At 73.7% G+C, this 16636-nt stretch carries 16 protein-coding genes, 1 tRNA gene and 1 other RNA gene; 7 read left to right on the top strand and 11 right to left on the bottom strand.

Annotation, left to right across the window (positions count from 1 at the left end):
• Positions 1 to 26: 26 nt before the first annotated feature.
• Entirely contained in the window at positions 27 to 1028 is a 1002-nt protein-coding gene (locus AB0C78_RS11690; RefSeq protein WP_360745474.1) for a hypothetical protein, read from the bottom strand.
• A gap of 391 nt (positions 1029 to 1419) precedes the next feature.
• Between AB0C78_RS11690 and AB0C78_RS11695 the strand changes: the two genes are divergently transcribed.
• Complete coding sequence (locus AB0C78_RS11695) at positions 1420 to 1953, top strand: cupin domain-containing protein (RefSeq protein WP_360745477.1); 534 nt, start codon at positions 1420 to 1422, stop codon at positions 1951 to 1953.
• Between the two features lie 27 nt (positions 1954 to 1980).
• On the opposite strand, the gene AB0C78_RS11700 is transcribed toward AB0C78_RS11695, so the two are convergent.
• The 4 genes from AB0C78_RS11700 to AB0C78_RS11715 form a co-directional block, all read right to left on the bottom strand.
• Positions 1981 to 2529, bottom strand: coding sequence for a DUF5063 domain-containing protein (locus AB0C78_RS11700; protein WP_151542563.1), 549 nt, complete (start codon positions 2527 to 2529; stop codon positions 1981 to 1983).
• Positions 2522 to 3121: a recombination mediator RecR gene (recR, locus tag AB0C78_RS11705; protein WP_151542562.1), complete on the bottom strand. Its 600-nt coding sequence runs from the start codon at positions 3119 to 3121 to the stop codon at positions 2522 to 2524. Before recR ends, AB0C78_RS11700 begins: the two co-directional genes overlap by 8 nt.
• A gap of 71 nt (positions 3122 to 3192) precedes the next feature.
• Complete coding sequence (locus AB0C78_RS11710) at positions 3193 to 3612, bottom strand: YbaB/EbfC family nucleoid-associated protein (RefSeq protein WP_151542561.1); 420 nt, start codon at positions 3610 to 3612, stop codon at positions 3193 to 3195.
• Between the two features lie 441 nt (positions 3613 to 4053).
• The gene (locus AB0C78_RS11715; protein ID WP_360745482.1) at positions 4054 to 5340 is read right to left on the bottom strand and encodes a hypothetical protein; all 1287 of its coding nucleotides are present in this window, start codon (positions 5338 to 5340) and stop codon (positions 4054 to 4056) included.
• Positions 5341 to 5852: 512 nt separating this feature from the next.
• On the opposite strand from AB0C78_RS11715, the gene hemC reads away from it, so the two are divergent.
• On the top strand, positions 5853 to 6881 hold the full coding sequence (gene hemC, locus AB0C78_RS11720; protein ID WP_360745485.1) for a hydroxymethylbilane synthase: 1029 nt from the start codon (positions 5853 to 5855) through the stop codon (positions 6879 to 6881).
• Between the two features lie 55 nt (positions 6882 to 6936).
• Here the strand turns inward: hemC and AB0C78_RS11725 are convergent, their stop codons facing one another.
• Positions 6937 to 9381 carry a DNA polymerase III subunit gamma and tau gene (locus AB0C78_RS11725; protein ID WP_360745488.1) on the bottom strand — a complete coding sequence of 815 codons (2445 nt, stop codon included), beginning with the start codon at positions 9379 to 9381 and terminating at the stop codon, positions 6937 to 6939.
• A 57-nt stretch (positions 9382 to 9438) separates the two neighbouring features.
• Positions 9439 to 9534: signal recognition particle sRNA small type (gene ffs / locus AB0C78_RS11730), an RNA gene on the bottom strand.
• A 58-nt stretch (positions 9535 to 9592) separates the two neighbouring features.
• Here ffs and AB0C78_RS11735 point away from each other — a divergent pair.
• The 3 genes from AB0C78_RS11735 (at position 9593) to AB0C78_RS11745 (ending at position 10973) form a co-directional block, all read left to right on the top strand.
• Positions 9593 to 9937, top strand: coding sequence for a DUF952 domain-containing protein (locus AB0C78_RS11735; RefSeq protein WP_360745491.1), 345 nt, complete (start codon positions 9593 to 9595; stop codon positions 9935 to 9937).
• 10 nt (positions 9938 to 9947) lie between these two features.
• Positions 9948 to 10035 (top strand) — tRNA-Ser (locus tag AB0C78_RS11740).
• A gap of 182 nt (positions 10036 to 10217) precedes the next feature.
• Positions 10218 to 10973, top strand: a complete 756-nt coding sequence (locus AB0C78_RS11745; RefSeq protein WP_360745494.1) for an SDR family NAD(P)-dependent oxidoreductase — start codon at positions 10218 to 10220, stop codon at positions 10971 to 10973.
• A 177-nt stretch (positions 10974 to 11150) separates the two neighbouring features.
• Here the strand turns inward: AB0C78_RS11745 and AB0C78_RS11750 are convergent, their stop codons facing one another.
• Positions 11151 to 11342, bottom strand: coding sequence for a DUF1059 domain-containing protein (locus AB0C78_RS11750; RefSeq protein WP_151542556.1), 192 nt, complete (start codon positions 11340 to 11342; stop codon positions 11151 to 11153).
• 162 nt (positions 11343 to 11504) lie between these two features.
• On the opposite strand from AB0C78_RS11750, the gene AB0C78_RS11755 reads away from it, so the two are divergent.
• Positions 11505 to 12278 (top strand): helix-turn-helix transcriptional regulator, encoded by a 774-nt coding sequence (locus tag AB0C78_RS11755; protein ID WP_360745498.1) that lies wholly within the window; start codon positions 11505 to 11507, stop codon positions 12276 to 12278.
• A gap of 97 nt (positions 12279 to 12375) precedes the next feature.
• Positions 12376 to 12687: a type II toxin-antitoxin system VapB family antitoxin gene (locus AB0C78_RS11760; RefSeq protein WP_151542554.1), complete on the top strand. Its 312-nt coding sequence runs from the start codon at positions 12376 to 12378 to the stop codon at positions 12685 to 12687.
• Positions 12688 to 12696: 9 nt separating this feature from the next.
• Here AB0C78_RS11760 and AB0C78_RS11765 read toward each other — a convergent pair whose 3' ends face one another.
• From AB0C78_RS11765 to AB0C78_RS11775, 3 genes are all read right to left on the bottom strand, one after another.
• On the bottom strand, positions 12697 to 13977 hold the full coding sequence (locus AB0C78_RS11765; RefSeq protein ID WP_360745502.1) for an MFS transporter: 1281 nt from the start codon (positions 13975 to 13977) through the stop codon (positions 12697 to 12699).
• A 131-nt stretch (positions 13978 to 14108) separates the two neighbouring features.
• Positions 14109 to 14864 carry an FCD domain-containing protein gene (locus AB0C78_RS11770; protein WP_360745505.1) on the bottom strand — a complete coding sequence of 252 codons (756 nt, stop codon included), beginning with the start codon at positions 14862 to 14864 and terminating at the stop codon, positions 14109 to 14111.
• Positions 14865 to 14991: 127 nt separating this feature from the next.
• Positions 14992 to 16464 (bottom strand): helix-turn-helix domain-containing protein, encoded by a 1473-nt coding sequence (locus AB0C78_RS11775; RefSeq protein ID WP_360745508.1) that lies wholly within the window; start codon positions 16462 to 16464, stop codon positions 14992 to 14994.
• Positions 16465 to 16636: the final 172 nt, after the last annotated feature.

Below are 16636 nucleotides of genomic sequence, written 5' to 3' on the forward strand. Positions count from 1 at the left end.
CGGCGTTCCCGGGCATCCGGTCGGTCTCAGCGCGTCACCACGAGCCCATCGCGGACCGCCCCGGCGCCGCGCCCGCCGCGCCCGTCATGGCCGCCGCGCCCGTCATGGCCGCCGCGCCCGTCATGGCCGGGATCCGGCGAGCCGTAGACCATCGCCTCAACGGACTCCTCGATCGTCAGCCCGTCCGACCGGTCGGCGCGCTCGACGCACCCGCCGATCAGCGCGAGCAGGGCCGTGCCCGCCATCGACCGCCCCCGCGCCCGGTCCAGCACGTCCGCGCCCCGGTCGGCGAGGACCCGCAGCGCCACGCCCTCCATCACCGCGCTGACCATGTCCACGAACGCGTCGATGGTGACGCCGGTGCGCAGCCGCAGCCCCCGGGCCCTCAGGAGCTCACCGCAGATCTCCCTCCACGGCTCCAGGATCTCCTGGTAGTTCTCCGCCAGCGCCTTCTGGACGACCTCGTCGCCCTCGCTCGCGGCGGTCGCGAACAGCTCCAGCCGGAACCGCGACCGGTCCACCAGCGTCAGCAGGTCCCAGAACCCGAGGCGGTGGATCCCCTCGACGAGGTCCGGGCCGTCGAGGAGCAGCCCGAGGATGTCCGCCGCCTCCGCCGCGTCGCAGTGGTTCGGATGGTACGACCACAGCCCGAACCGCAGCAGGTCCGCGATGAAGTCGGAATGGCATCCCCACGTGGACCGCAGCGTCGAGACGCTGCCGAGCTGCGGGAACGGGTCGGGGTTGCGGCCGACCTCCGCCGCCACCGCCCGCTGCGACAGGAAGGCGAGCATGGGCCGCTCGATCGAGGACCCGCCGTCCTCCGGGTCGACGGCCGTCCGGACCGCGTCCGGCCCCAGATGGCGCTCGATGAGCCGCATCCCCGCGGCCAGATACGCGGCGGTGACCGGGTCGTTGGCGAGCCGGTTCCGGCTGCCCGGAGTGCGCCGGTTCAGCCGCCGCAGCACCGCCGAAAGGTCCTGGTCATACGGGTAAGGGAGGCTCTGCTTCACGCTTCGCCGTGAATCCATGGCACCCATGGTGTTCCCGTGCGCTCCGCCTGTACAGGCGCGCACCTGCGCTGCCGTGCGCACCTGCGCTGCCGTGCGCACCTGCGCTGTGATGCGCACCTGCGCTGTGGTGCGCGGGCGCGCTCTCGCGGCCACGCCCGCACCGCCGCGCGGCGGACGGCACGAAGCCGCTCCGTTAGAAAGGGAACCGCGAAGAGGCCGCCCCTCCGCCTTGGCCGGACCGGGCGGCCCCGGGGGGATAGAGGTCCTCGGCGGGGCGTTACGGGGGCGCGCCGCCGAGGACACCCTCCCCCGCTGTGCCGTCGAATCCGCAGGCCAGGGCCTTCTTGACTTGATATTTCACCGGTTCGCAGACTGGAAGTGACCGAAGCGTCCGTCAGGAGGCAGGACCATGACGCACAGCGGAACGACCTCCCGCACGCAGGCCGCGCAACTGACCGTGCTTCGACCCGGCGCCGGACGCACCGGCGACCTCGGCCCCATCGGCGTCCAGTTCAAGCTCTTCGGCGCCGACACCGGCGACCAGATGGCCATCGTGGAGCACCCGTTCCCCGTCGGGGCCCTCGTCCCGCCGCACCTGCACACCCGCGAGGACGAGTTCTCCATCGTCACCGCGGGCGAGATCGGGTTCCGGTCCGGCGACGAGGAGGTCGTCCTCGGCGAGGGCGGCTACATCTCCAAGCCGCGCGGCGAGATGCACGCCATGTGGAACGCGGGCGACACGCCCGGCCGGCTGATCGAGGTCATCAGCCCGGCGGGGTTCGAGCACTTCTTCCTCGACCTCGCCGACCTCGTCGCCGACGGCCCGCCCGACCCCCGCGCGGTCGGCGAACTCGCCGGCCGCTACGGGCTCAGCCTGGGCCGTCCCGACTGGCTGCCCGGCCTCATCGACCGCTACGACCTGACCCCGCCGCCGTTCGGCTGACCTCACCAAGGACCGGGCCAGGGGCCGCTACTGGGCGACGGCGGCCTCCTGCGCCACGGCGAGACGGTCGTTCGCGACGAACGCGTGCAGCGCGCGCAGCGACGCGCCCGCGTGGTTGCCCCAGTGGTTGAAGTACGAGTACTGCCACCACCACAGCGCCTCGAGCGGACGGTCCTGGTTGTAGTGCCGCAGCCCGTGGACGAGGTCGCTGGCGACGTCGACCAGGTCGTCCGACAGCCGGTAGGACGTCGGCTCGGTGTCCTTGTACGGGTCGAACACCTCGACGTACTCGTCGAGGTCCCCGAGCCGCTCCGCGAGGCCCGTCCGGACCGCGTCGAGGTCGGGGTCGTCGCCGATCTCCGGCTCCCAGTTGTCCGGGAGGATCACGTCCGCGCTGGCGCCGAGCTGCGCGCCCGCCAGGATGACCTGCGAGACCTCCAGCAGCAGCAGCGGGACCGTGTGCGTCCCGCCGTCGCCGCGCGCCACGGCCTCCAGGCCGTTCAGGTAGTTGTCGACGTGGCACGCCACCCGCTCGGCGAGGGCGTTCCAGTCCTGCGGGCTGTTGGCATCAGACATCGAGCAGCCTCCGTCCTTCGAATGCGCGTCCCAGGGTCACCTCGTCGGCGTACTCCAGGTCACCGCCCACCGGCAGGCCGCTGGCCAGCCGCGTGACGGTGAGGCCCATGGGCTTCACCAGCCGGGCGAGGTACGTCGCCGTCGCCTCGCCCTCCAGGTTCGGGTCGGTCGCCAGGATCAGCTCCGTGACCGTGCCGTCCGCGAGCCGCTGCATCAGCTCCCGGATCCGCAGGTCGTCCGGGCCCACGCCCTCGATCGGGCTGATCGCGCCGCCCAGCACGTGGTACCGGCCGCGGAACTCGCGGGTCTTCTCGATGGCGACGACGTCCTTGGACTCCTCGACCACGCAGATGACCGACGGGTCGCGGCGGGCGTCCCGGCAGATCCGGCACTCCTCCTCTTCCGCGACGTTCCCGCACGTCCGGCAGAAGCGGACCTTGTCCTTGACCTCCTTGAGCGCCTTGCCGAGGCGCTCGACGTCGGCCGGATCGGCGGCGAGGAGGTGGAAGGCGATCCGCTGCGCGCTCTTGGGGCCGACGCCGGGCAGCCTGCCCAGCTCGTCGATGAGGTTCTGGACCACCCCTTCGTACAACGGACCCCTCCTTTCGTCTCAGAGTCTCGGTCGCCGGCCGGTCCGCGCGGCGGCGCCCGTCCGGCCGCCGGTCAGGCGCCGGGGCCTCCGCCGAGGCCGGGGAAGCCGCCGGGGATTCCCCCGCCGCCCGGCGCTCCGCCGCCGCCGAGGCCGGGGATGCCGCCCCCGCCGCCGAGGCCCGCCGCGAGCGGTCCCATCTTCTCCTGCTGCAGCTCGGCCGCCTCCCGGGCCGCGTCGCGGATCGCGGCGAGCACCAGGTCGGCGATGGTCTCGGCGGTGTCGGCCGGGTCGTCGGCGTCGATCGCCTTCGGGTCGATCGCGATGCCGGTGACCTCGCCCTGGCCGTTGACCGTCGCGGTGACGAGCCCGCCGCCCGCGGTGCCCTTCACCTCCGCCTCCGCCAGCTCCCGCTGCGCGGCGAACAGCTGCTCCTGCATGGCCTGCGCCTGCTGCAGCAGTTCCTGCATGTTCAACTGACCACCGGGTTCCACGGTGCACCCCTCTTCCGGCCCCCTCGGAAGGGCCTTCTCTCTCGCGACCGCGCCGACCACCGGACGTCCGTCCCCCGAGACTACGGGGTCGCGCCGAGATCCGGTAAGTGCGGCCCACCCGATGTCCGCACTCCACCCCCGGAAGCCGTCGATCTCCCGGACGATCGGGCCGCCCCCGGCTCCCCGCCAGGCTCCCCGCCCCGCTGGCCGCCCCGCTGACCGCCCCGCTGACCGGCCGGGGGGCCGGCCCGCCGACCGGGCCGTGAACGACGAAGGCGCGCGCCGCATGGCGCGCGCCTCCCGGTCCGTCGGCCCGCCTCGCGCGGAGGCGGCCTCGGCCGTTCGTCGGGTCGTCCGGGTGGACCGCCGTCCCGCCCGGCGTTTCGAGCCGGGGCCGGGCAGCGGCGTCACCCGAGGTCCGGTCGCCGATGCGACCGGGGGTCAGCGGATGGCGGCGACCGCCTCGCTGTGGCCTTCGGCGCCGGCGTTGCCGGAGTCGCCGCCGCGGCCGCCGTTGCCGCCGCTGGTGTGCGACTTGTTCCAGGCGTCGCCGCTGTCGCCGGTGTCCCCGGTCTTGCCGGAGTTGCCGGACGAGGCGTACGCGACCAGCAGCGCGTGCTTGCCCCCCTTGCCGTGCTTGTCGCCCTTGCCGTGCTTGGTACGGCTGACGTTGGCGGCGGTGTTGCCGCCGGTGGAGCCGGAGTCACCGGAGTCGCCGGTCTGGCCGGACACCGCGAGGTTCTCGCTCTTGGCGTTGCCGCCCTTGCCGCCGTTTCCGGTGGCGCCCGTCACGGCTACGGCGTGGTCGCCCGAGTCGGCGGCGGCGTGGCTGTCGCCGTCGCCGTTGCCGTCGCCCGTCGCGAGCCGGTAGCCCTCCTCCTGCGAGGACTTCCCGTCGCTCTCCGTGCCGTTCTCGGCCTGGGCCTTGCTGTGGCCCTCGGCTCCGGCCTCGCCCGAGTCACCGCCGCGGCCGCCGTTGCCGCCGCTGGTCTTCGAGATGTTCCCGGCGTCGCCGGAGTCTCCGGTCTTCCCGGTGTCGCCGGACTTGCCGGACGTGGCTACGGCCCCGCACTTGCCCATCACGCAGATGTTGTAGGCCTTGTTGCCGCCGGTGGAACCGGAGTCGCCGGAGTCACCGGTCTGGCCGGAGAGAGCGGTGTTCTTGCTGGCGGCCTTGCCGCCCTCGCCGCCCTGACCGGTGTCGCCGCTCTGCGACAGCGACTTGTTGCCGGAGGCGGCAGCGGCGTCGCCGCCGCCGTTCCAGCCGCCGTACGTCTTGGCGTAGGCCGCGGCGGCGGACTCGCCCTTCGCGGCGGCGTTGCCGGAGTCGCCGCCGCGGCCGCCGTTGCCGCCGCTGGTGTGCGACTTGTTCCAGGCCTTACCGCTGTTGCCCGTCTTCCCGGTCTTGCCGGAGTCCCCGGACGAGGCGTAGGCCACGCAGTCCGACATGACGCACAGGTTCCCGGCGGTGTTCCCGCCCGTCGAACCGGAGTTCCCGGAGTTCCCGGTCTTGCCGGAGCCGGCGGCGTTCTGGCTGGCGGCGCCGCCTCCGTTGGCGCCGTGGCCGGTCTTGCCGCTGACGGCGGCGCTCTGGTTGCCCGAGCCGGCGCCCGCATGGCCGTGGCCGTCGTGGCCGTCCACGACCGCCTGGGCGGTGGCCTGCCCCAGGAAGAAGACCCCGCCGATGGAAGCCGCGACCAGCAGGCCGCGCTTGAGATTGTCGATCATGTGGTGGTGCACATCCCTTTCGGAGAACTGGAGTCCCCCCGTCCGGTCGCCGACGTCGGCGTGGGGGGACTCGGAAGCCGGCGCCCACCGAGCGGTGCTGGCGCCGTGTCCGTGAAGGGGGGTGACAGGGGTTCAGTCCGGGGGACGCGAGGGCGTGCCGGTCGTCCGTACCGCCGGCCGCGTGCCTTCGACCGCAGCTCGCCGACGTTCGCCGATCAGTGTCCGCATCCGCCCGCCCTCGGGAGTGTCGCGGCATCGCCGCGCCCTGTAATCGATCTTTCGCTCTGGGTGCAGGATAGCGCCGGAATCGCAGGTCAACGGGTATCCGACGGCGTCCGCGCGACGGTGTCGCGGAAACCCTCCGGCCACCGGACGCGATCTTCCCCAGGGAGGTCGGGGCGTATCCGGGAGGCCGCCGGTGCGCCGCGAGATCGGCACGGTTCAATCTCGAAGAGGGGAACAGCACGCCGTAAGAGCGCGCGAGATCCTGAGACCCGGCAGAAGGGGACGGCATGACGGGCGAGGGCGAAGCGGAAGCCGCAACTGGAGGCCCGGGGGCGGCGGAGCCGGTTCCCGCCGGCTCCAGCGTCGTCGAACCGGCGTCCTCCCGTCGCTCGGGCGGCCGGGTGCTGCGGCTCGGCACGCGGACGTCATCGCTCGCGATGGTGCAGGCCCGGGGCGTGGCCGCCCGGTTGCGGGAACTCGCGGACGCGACGGTCGAGGTGGTCGGCATCCAGACCGCCGGCGACCGGCACCGCGGGCACCTGGGCGAACTGGGCGGCAAGGGCGCGTTCCTGCGCGAGATCGACCGGGCGCTGCTGGCGGGCCGGGCCGATGTCGCGGTGCACTGCCTCAAGGACGTGCCCGGCGACGTCCCCCGGCCCGACGAACTGGTGTTCGCCGCCTACGTCGAACGCGACGACGTCGCCGACGTGATGCTGTTCCCTGCGGCGAACAAGATCCGATGCATGGCGGATCTCGCGCCGGGGGCGCGCGTGGAAACCTCGGCGGTGCGGCGCCGCGCCCAACTCCTGCGGCTCCGGCCCGACCTGCAGGTGGAGTACCTGCGCGGCAACGTGGACTCGCGGCTGGAGCGGCTGGACTCCGGCGAGTTCGACGCCATCGTGCTGGCGCGAGCGGGCCTGACGCGGCTGGGAATCGACCGTCCGGGCGAGACCCTCGACATCCTCCCCGCTGTGGGATCGGGCGCGCTCGCGGTGGAATGCCGTCGCGCGGACGCCGACGTCGTGGACCTGGTGCGGCTACTGGATCACGACGAGACCCGGCGGTGCGTCAGCGCGGAACGCGCGATGCTGCACGGCCTTCAGGGGCACTGCAACAGCCCGATCGCCGGTAACGCACGGATCGACCGGAACGGGCGGCTGACCTTGCGCGGGATGGTGTTCACGCAGGACGGCTCGCAGTTCGTGCATGCCCAGGACTCGGCTCCGCCGGACAAGGGCGAGGACCTGGGCGCCCGCGTGGCCGCCGACCTACTGCACAAGGGCGCCCGCACCCTGATAGACGGCATCCCCCACTGACCAGGGCGCCTTTCGTTCAGGGCGGGGCGCCGTAGCACCGTCTTCTTGGCTCCGGTCAGGAGTTGTCGATCTCGCGGATGATCTGACCGCCGAGCTCCCGCTGGATGAGCGCCATGCCGCTCATCTCCGCCTCGGTGCCGTCCGCGTCGGCGTCCCCCTCCGGGTCCACCTCGTCGCTCTCGTCCACCGGGGACGGCTCCGGAGGCGGCGGCGGCTCGTCCGGCGGCGGTGGCAGCGGCCCCGGATCCCCGGCCGCCGAACCACCCGCGCCGAACGCGTTCCCGCTGCTCGCACCGTTGGTGCCGTTCTCCCCTGGAGCCGGGCGCGGAACGGCGTTCGGAGGCGGCCCGCCCCGCTGCGGCCCGCTCTGGCCCGTTCCGCCACCGAAGCCGGACGGCGCCGCCGACGACGAGCCGAAGCCGCCGGAGGACGGGGAGCCGCCCGTCGAGGACGAGCCGAAGCCGCCCGAGGGCGCCGACCCGAACCCGCCGCTGGAGCCGAACCCGCCGCCCGGTCCGCCGCCGGCACCGGACCGTCCGCCGCCGCCCGGGCCCGCGTTGGGCCCGGGACCGGCCTGGCCCCGTCCGCCGCCCGCACCGCCGGACACCGTCTCGATCCGCCAGTCGACGCCCATCCGCTCCCGGAGGACCTCGCTGAGGATCACGTCGCGGTTGCCGTTGACGAACCCGAGCCGGTTCCCCTCGGCGTCGAACGCGAGCGTGAGGACGCGTCCTTCCAGCGCCGCCGGCCGCACCCCGGACATGATGACCATCCAGGTCGCGCGGCTCTTCTGCTTGACCGCCTCGATGATGTCCGGCCAGTACCGCTGCACCGTGGACACGTCCACCCCACCGCCGGCGGCCCCTTGCCCACTGGCGGGCGTGCCCGCTTGCCCGCTGGCAGGGGCGGACGCCTGCCCGGCGCCACCGCTCGCGGAGGGCCTGTTATCCACAGAACCGCGTTCCGCTTCCGCCGCGCTACGGGCGGGGTCGACACTGGAAGTGGGGTCGCCCCCCTGGGCGGGCGGGGGCTGCCTTCCCTCAGCTCCAGAAGCCGTCGCCCCCGTCGCGCCCCCTCCCGGCGCAGCCCCTCCCGCCGGGCCACCTCCCGCGGAACCGCCACCCGCAGGTCCACCTCCCGCAGGACCGCCACCCGCAGGACCGCCACCCGCAGGACGGGCGGCTGGTTCCGCCGGGCGCGCCGCAGGCTCCGCCGCCGCCGGAGTAGGCGCCGAGGCCGAACGCTCCACAGGAGCAGAAGCAGGAGCCGAAGCGGCGAGGGGAGCGAAAGCCTGTGCCAGGCCGTCACCTGGCGCGCCGCCCCCGCCGCCGAAGCCGCCCTGCGCGGCCTGGCGTTCGAGACGGTCGAGGCGGGCGAACATGGACGCCTCGTCCTCGTACGCGGCGGGCAGCAGGATCCGGGCGCAGATCAGCTCCAGCAGCAGCCGCGGCGACGTCGCGCCGCGCATCTCCGTGAGCCCGGTGTGCAGCAGGTCCGCGGCCCGCGTCAGCTCCCCGGGCCCCATCGACGACGCCTGCCGCCGCATCTGCTCCAGCTCGTCCGGCGGGACGTTCAGCAGCCCGGAGCCGCCCGCCTCCGGGACGTTCGACAGGATCACCAGGTCGCGGACGCGTTCCAGCAGGTCCGCGGTGAACCGGCGGGGTTCCTGGCCGCTCTCGATCACCCGGTCGATCGCGGCGAACACGGCGGCGCCGTCGCGGGCGGCGAACGCGGCGATGACCTCGTCCAGCAGCGTGGAGTCGGTGTAGCCGAGCAGCGACACGGCCCGCGCGTAGGTGATGCCCTGCTCGTCCGACCCGGCGAGGAGCTGGTCGAGGATCGACAGGGTGTCGCGGGCGGACCCGGCGCCGGCCCGCACCGCGAGCGGCAGCGCGGACGCCTCGTACGGGACGTCCTCCGACTTCAGGATCTCCTCGACGAGCTCGGTCAGCACGCCCGGCGGGATCAGCCGGAACGGGTAGTGGTGCGTGCGGGACCGGATCGTCCCGATGACCTTCTCCGGCTCCGTGGTCGCGAACACGAACTTCAGGTGCGGCGGCGGTTCCTCGACGAGCTTCAGCAGCGCGTTGAAGCCCTCGCGGGTGACCATGTGCGCCTCGTCGATGATGTACACCTTGAAGCGCGCCGACACGGGCGCGAAGAACGCGCGTTCGCGCAGGTCGCGGGCGTCGTCGACGCCGCCGTGCGAGGCGGCGTCGATCTCGATCACGTCGATGTGGCCGGTGCCGGACGGGCCGAGCGCGACGCACGAGTCGCATTTGCCGCACGGGTCGGGCGTCGGCCCCTGCTCGCAGTTCAGGGAGCGGGCGAGGATGCGGGCGCTGGAGGTCTTCCCGCAGCCCCGCGGGCCGCTGAACAGGTAGGCGTGGTTGATCCGGCCGTTGCGCAGCGCTTGCTGGAGGGGCTCGGCGACGTGCTCCTGCCCCTTCAGCTCGGCGAAGGTCGCTGGCCGGTACTTGCGGTACAGAGCCAGACTCATCGGGGGTCCGCCCTCCCTCGAGAAGCAGAGCGTCACAGGCGCGGTGTCGCGGTCAAAGCAAGGGACCCCCCGCACACCCGCCAGAGCCTGCTTATCCTTGCTGCCTTCCGGCCCTGGGGAGGTTCACAGGGTGACGCCGTGCGAGGGGTCTGCACAGAGTCTATGGCATCGGCGGCCGGGGTCGGCACGGTTGCCGCGTACTCTCCCGCCCATGACCGACGCCACGCAGCAGACGCTCCTGCACATCGCCGAACGCCGCCATTGGGAATCCGCGCGGGACTCGGGTGTGTCGTACACGATGTCGACGCTCGGCCGGACGCTCGACGAGGAGGGCTTCGTCCACTGCTCGTCGGACATGGGCCAGGTGGACGGGGTGCTCGGCCGCTTCTACGGCGCCGTCCCCCGCTCGGACCTGGTGCTGCTGGTCATCGACGTGGCGCGGCTGGACGCGCCGGTCCGCCGCGAGCGGGTCGGTGACGAGGTCTTCCCGCACGTGTACGGGCCGATCCCGGTCTCCGCCGTAATTGATGTCAGGTCACTGCCGGAGAGCCGGTAAGCTTTCCCGCGGAGGATTCGCCTAGTGGCCTAGGGCGCACGCTTGGAAAGCGTGTTGCGTGCAAGCGCTCGCGAGTTCGAATCTCGCATCCTCCGCCACCGGCGTGAGCCGAACGAAGGTCCCGACCGCACAGCGGCCGGGACCTTCGCCGTTTCCGGGGGCCGGCGGACGCCGGTCGTCGAGGTCTCACTGAGTCGGAATCCGCGGCCGGGGGCCTCATCGTGCCTGGTAGCTGTGGGGGAACGCCGGCGTACGACCGGGTAGGGAGCGGGGGCTGATCATGGGGAACGGGAACCTGCGGGGCAAGGTGGCGATCGTCACCGGCGGCGCGTCGGGGATCGGCGGGGCGGTGACGCGGCTGTTCGTCGAGCGCGGCGCCCGGGTCGTCGCGGTGGACCTGCAGCGGGACGCGGGTGAGGCGCTCGCGCGGGAGCTGGGCGACGCGGTCGTGTTCCGGCAGGGGGACGTCTCGGACCGGGCCGTTGCGGACGCCGCCGTCGCCGCGGCCGTGGAGCGGTTCGGTGCGCTCGACACGCTGATCAACAACGCGAGCGCGTCGCGGCAGAAGCCCATCGAGGAGCAGACGGACGACGACTGGCGGCTCGCGATGGACACCGGTCTCTACGCGACGCGGAACTTCATGCTGGCGGCGCTGCCGGAGCTGAAGAAGGCCGGCGGGGCGTCGATCGTCAACTTCGGGTCCGGGGCCGGGCTGGACGGGCAGCCGAACCAGGCGTCCTACGCGGCGGCGAAGGAGGCGATCCGCGGGCTGAGCCGGGTCGCGGCGAACGAGTGGGCGGCGTACGGCATCCGGGTGAACGTGGTCTGCCCGATGGCGATGACGCCCGGCGTGGTGCAGTGGGCGGAGGCGCGGCCGGAGCAGTACGCGCAGTCCGCGGCGAAGGTGCCGCTGGGCCGGTTCGGGGATCCAGGGCGGGACGTCGCGCCGATCGTCGCGTTCCTCGCGAGCGACGACGCGCAGTACATGACGGGGCAGACGGTCATGGCCGACGGCGGCGCGATCAAGCTCCGCTGACAGACCACCGAAACCAAGCTCGGCTGACGGACCACCGAAAACCAAGCTCCGCTGACAGACCACCGACACCAACGCTGGGCGGCCGTCGAGGGCGGCGCCCGGCGGGCCGCTGAAAGCAGCGCGCCCGGCGCGGCGCTGGACGACGGATCCGTCCAGGCCAGGCCGGGCGGCGTGTGATCAGGCGTGCTGCGGCACCTCGTCCTTCAGCCCCTTGCGGATCTCCTCGCGGAGTTCGGGGCTGTCGGTGTGCCCGTGGACGGACGCCGCGTGCTCGGCGGCCGCCCGCACCACCTCTTGCTCCTCACCGGCGATGGTGAGGGTGCAGTTCATCTCGCTCGGGTAGTCCCTGCAGTCGGCGACCTTGCGCATGTCGGTTCCTCCCCTCCCTGCCAGTGTCGGTCGGCGGAAGCTCGCGGACGAATACGGGAAATCCCGTATGCGCCCCTGCCCGGCGGGCCCGGCATCGTCGCGCACGGGCGGCCCGGCGTCGCCGCCTTGTGCCCGTCTGACCAGGGAATTTACAGTGGAGAGATGACCGGCTGCGGGGAGGCCGGGCTGCGACGGACGCTCGCGGTCGCCGACCTCCTGATCGACGCCGACGACGAGCGGACGCTGCTCCCGGCGCTGCTGCCGATGCTCCTCGACGTGCTGCCGGGCGACAGCATCGTGTGGTCCGTGCGCCCGGACGGCGCCGGAGGGCCGCTCACAGTCCCGGCCGGGCTGCTGAGCCGGGACGCGCTGGCAGCGTTCGCGCGGGACAAGGCCGCCGATCCGCTGGTCGCCCACACGACGACGGGGCCCGGCACGCCCGTCCTCCGCTCCGACCTGCAGTCGCGGGCCGAGTACCACGCGCTCGCCGCCTACGCGGACGTATACGGCCCGCTCGGCGCCGAGCACCAGCTCGCGATGTCGTTCCCGGCCGGGTGGTCGGGGGACGAGCCGCGCAGCGTGTGCCTGGCGGTCAACCGGCGGCGCGGGGACTTCGGCGACGCCGACCGGGCCGTCGCCGAGCTGCTGCGGCCGCGTCTCGCGCGGGCGATGCGGCGCCTCGCTCCGCCCGCGCGGGAACGGGTGACGCGCCGCGAGGCCGCGGTCCTCGACCTGCTGGCCCGGGGGCTCACCGACCGGCAGATCGCGCGGCGGCTGGCGATCAGCCCGCGGACGGTCGAGAAGCATCTCGAGCACGCCTACCCGAAGCTCGGCGTGCACGGACGGGTGGACGCGGCGACCACCTGGCTGTCGCTCGGGAACGGCGCCCGCCGGGGGCCGTCCGCACCCCTTCCGGGGGCCGCCGGACCCGCGTGACGGCAGTTACTCACGGGGCCTCTGAGCTGCGGTGTAAGTGGTTTACCAATCGGTGGAATGCGGTGACCGGGCCAGTCGGGGCACGTAGACTCGGGGCGTGATCTTCAAGGCGGTGGGCGAGGGAAGGCCCTATCCCGAGCACGGACTGTCGTCCCGGGACTGGGCCAAGATCCCCCCTCGCCAGGTCCGCCTCGACCAGCTCGTGAGCACCAAGCGGGAGCTGGACCTGCAGTCGCTGCTGGCCAAGGACTCGACGTTCTACGGCGACCTGTTCCCCCACGTCGTCCAGTGGAAGGGCGAGCTCTACCTGGAGGACGGCCTGCACCGGGCGCTCCGCGCGGCGCTGCACCAGCGGCTCGTCCTGCACGCCCGCGTCCTGGACCTGGACGCCGTCGACATGACCGGCTGAGCCGGTCCCTTAGCGGGTGCGGGCGGGTTCGGCGGCGGGCAGGCCCTTGGGCTCGACGAGGCGCCCGTCCAGCCGTCCGGGCCGTGCCGCCGCCGGGCGGACGAACCCGGGCCGGGCGGCGAGCATCCCGAAGACCAGTTCCGGCGCCACCAGCACGAGCAGCAGCGTCAGCGACACGTGCCAGCCGCCCGTCGCGCTGTGCAGGACCCCCATGGCGAGCGGCCCGAACCCGGCGAGCAGGTAGCCGCCGGTCTGCGCCATCCCCGACAGCCGCGCCGCGACGGACGGGCTCGGCGAGCGCAGGCTGAGCAGGGTGTAGGCGAGCGGGAACGCGCTGCCGGTGCCGATGCCGAGCACGACCGTCCACGCCCAGCCGGCGGCGGGCGCGACGATCAGCCCGCCGATCCCGACGACCATGGTGAGCACGACGCCGGCGACGACGGCGCGCTGGTCGCGGAGCCGCGCGGCGAGGACGGGCACGAGGAACCCGAGCGGGATGCCGACGATCATCATCGTGGAGACCATCATCCCGGCGGTGGCGGGGGCGAACCCGGCGTCCTGCATGATCTCCGGCAGCCAGGACATCAGCACGTAGAACATCAGCGACGCCAGGCCCATGAACACCGCGACGTACCACGCGACGGGCGAGCGCAGCAGCGACCCCTCGGCAGGCGCCGGAGCGGCGGCCGGCGCCGCGGGCTCGGGGGAGCGGCAGCCGCGGAGCGCGAGCGGCCCCCAGGCGAGCGCCGCGACCAGCGACGGGACGGCCCAGACGGCGAGGGCGAGGCGCCAGCCGCCCGCGTCGCTCAGCGGGACGGCGAGGCCTGCGGCGATGGCGCCGCTGGCCGCCATCAGCATCATCGCGAGGCCGGTGAGGGACCCGACGCGGCGCGGGAACGCGCGCTTGATGACCGCGGGCATGAGGACGTTCCCCATCGCGATCCCCGCGCCCGCCAGGACCGTTCCAACGAACAGCGGCAGCGGCGCCGCGACGACCCGCAGCAGGATCCCCGCCGTGATCAGGAGGAGGGAGCCCGCGATGGCGGTCTCGGTGCCGAGCCGGCGCGCGGCGACGGGCGCCAGGGACGCGAAGACGCCCAGGCAGAGGACGGGCAGCGTGGTGAGGACGCCGGCCTCGACCCCGGACAGGCCGAACGCGTCCCGCAGGTCGCCGAGCAACGGGGAGATCCCGGTGATGGCGGCCCGCAGGTTGATCGTCAGCAGCACCAGGCCGGCGAGCGACCAGGCGGTCAGGGCACGGGGGACGGGGGTCGTTGCCGAGGTGTTCATGTCGCCTTCGTCATGCGCCCGCGGGCGCGTCGAACCGGATGGGGGGGCGGCGTGCCGGCTCGATGCCAGGTCACGCCGGTGATCGTTGATGGGAACGCGGGGAACCGCGTGATGCCGGACGCGCGCCGCCGCTACGGCTCGCGCTCCTCCGGGGCCGCCGGAGCCACCGGAGCCGCCGGAGCCGCCGGAGCCGCCGGGGCGCCGGGGGCCGCTTTCCACGGGCCCGTGGAGGCGAGGATCTGGTCCAGGCAGGCGTGGGTGGCCGCGGCGGCGGCCGCCGCGTCGCCCTCCTCCACCGCCGCGGCGATGGGGCCGTGCGGGACGTCCGCGTGCTCGAGGAGGGTGCCCGCCGCGCCGATGCTGGCCCGCAGCGCGGTGCTGAAGTCGCGGTACAGGTCGGTGAGGACCTGGTTGTGGGTGGCTTCCACGACCGCGGTGTGGAACGCCAGGTCGGCCTCGACGAACGCGGCGTGCTCGCCCGCGGCCCAGGCCGCGTCCCGGCGGCCGAGCGCGTCGGTGATGGCGGCGACGTCGGCGTCGGTGCGGCGCGCGGCGGCGAGCCGGGCGGCCTCGACCTCCAGGCCCCGCCGCACCTCCAGGATCTCGACGAGCTCGGCAGTCTCCAGGCGCCGCCGGACGGCACTGGACAGCTCGCTGGTGGCGCGCACGTAGGTGCCGTCGCCCTGGCGGCTGTCGAGCAGCCCCGCATGGGTGAGGGCCCGGACGGCCTCGCGGACGGTGTTGCGGCCGACGCCGAGGGTCTCCGACAGCACCGGCTCCGGCGGGATCTTCCCGCCGACCGGCCAGGAACCGCCGGTGATCTCGGCCCTGAGCTGCTCGATCACCTGGTCGACGAGCGACGAGCGGCGGGCGGTGCGCAGCGTCACGGTCCCTCCTCGAGCCGGGGGCGCCGACATCCGGTCAGCCAGTCATCCCATGTTTCCGTCACCAGGATACGACAGGCGCGCCGCCGCGTTTATTCCGGGGCGCCCACCCGATCAGATGCGCCGCAGGTCAGACGCGTCCGAGGTCGTGGTTCGCCTCCTGGGACGGCGCGGCGTGCAGGCCCGCGGCCTCCAGCGCCTGCCGGTACGCCGCGGCGGCGGACTCGGTGTCCTGGACGAGCTCGAACAGCTCGCCCAGCTCGCGCAGCAGGTGCGCGGCGGGCCGCCCGGCCGGCAGCGTCCTCAGCTGCTCGGACGCGGCGCGCAGCACGACCTGGGCCGCCTGGGCGTCCCCCTGCGCCACCCGGGCGCGGGCGAGGACGAGCCGGGCCAGCACGGTCTTCTGTGTGCGCGCGGCGAGATCGTTGCCGGGGTGCGGCGTGATGGTGTGCGTCCGCGCCGGGGGAGGCGCCACGAGGGCCATCCCGGTGTCGAGGAACTGCTCCAGCTCGGCGATGGCCTCGTCCAGCTCCCCCACGAGGACCAGCGCGCGCGCCTTGGCGATGGTGCTCTCGGTGGCCTCGGCCCCTTCGAGCGCACCCGTCCCCTGCAGGAGCTCCAGCGCCTCCCGCGCGGCCTCGCGGGACCCCTCGGCGCGCGGCCTCTCGATGCCCGGCACGCCCTCGCCCGGCGACACCACCTCCGCCACCGCGGAGGGCGCCGGCTCGGAGAACGGCATGACGCCCCTCAGCAGCGCCTTCGCGGCGGCGAGGTCGAGACGCGCCCGCGCCTGCACGGGCGTCGCGTCGGACCGGGCGGCCAGCGCCCGGTCGGCGAAGTACAGGGAGTCCCCGATCGTCCCCTCTTCCAGCGCGCGCATGCTGGCCCGCTGGTAGTGGACGCTCGTGGACTCGTCGTCCCCGGAACCCTCCGGGTGAAGGAGCCGCCTGCCGAGCTCGTGCGCGCGCGCCGGGTCGGAGCGGTCGACATAGGCCAGCAGCAGGATCCGGCCCGCCTCGGTGTACTCCTGCCCCGCGGTGAGCCCGAGCTTGCCGAGCCGGTCCATGGCGCGCTCGCCGAGCGCGATCGCCTGCCCGAGGTCGCCGACCGTGTGGTAGCAGCGCGCCAGCGCGATCACCGGCGGCAGCCAGCTCGCCCGCCCCGGGTCGCGTTCGGCCTGCTCGCGCAGCTCCTCGAACAGCGCGATCGCCTGGTCGGCGCGGCCCAGCTCCTCCAGGGCGCGGGCGCGGCCCCACCGGGCGCGGGACGTCAGGTCGGGATCGTCGCTGCGCGCGATCACCTCGTCGAAGCCGGACTCGGCGGTACCCGGGTCCCCGCCCAGCAGCGCGAGGTGCGCGTGGCGCTCCCGCACCTCCAGGTGCGCGCGCTGCTCCGGCTCGACGCCCTCGGCGAGGTACTCGGGCGTGCAACCGAGCCGTTCGGCCAGCATGCGCAGGACGGTCGGCGTCGGAGTCCGCTTACCGGACTCGATCAATGAGATGTAGCTGTCGGAAAGGTCGTGACCGGCGAGCTGTGCCTGCGACAGGCGTCTGGTGAGCCGCAGGTTGCGGACACGTTCGCCGACATTGCCTGGACCCGGCATGTGGACTCACTTAGCGGAAGTAATCAGGCGGCTGGGGTGCCGACATGATTGCACATTGCGGGTTAACGCACATCGAGAGTAATGAAGCGGGACCCCCCGGACGGTCGCGGCACCTGTCGCCTTCGACGTTATCCGACGATCCCCGCAAGATCGCCGATTCCGCCGAGATTGC

The organism is Actinomadura sp. NPDC048394 (assembly GCF_040651755.1).
Classification (GTDB): domain Bacteria; phylum Actinomycetota; class Actinomycetes; order Streptosporangiales; family Streptosporangiaceae; genus Spirillospora; species Spirillospora montaniterrae.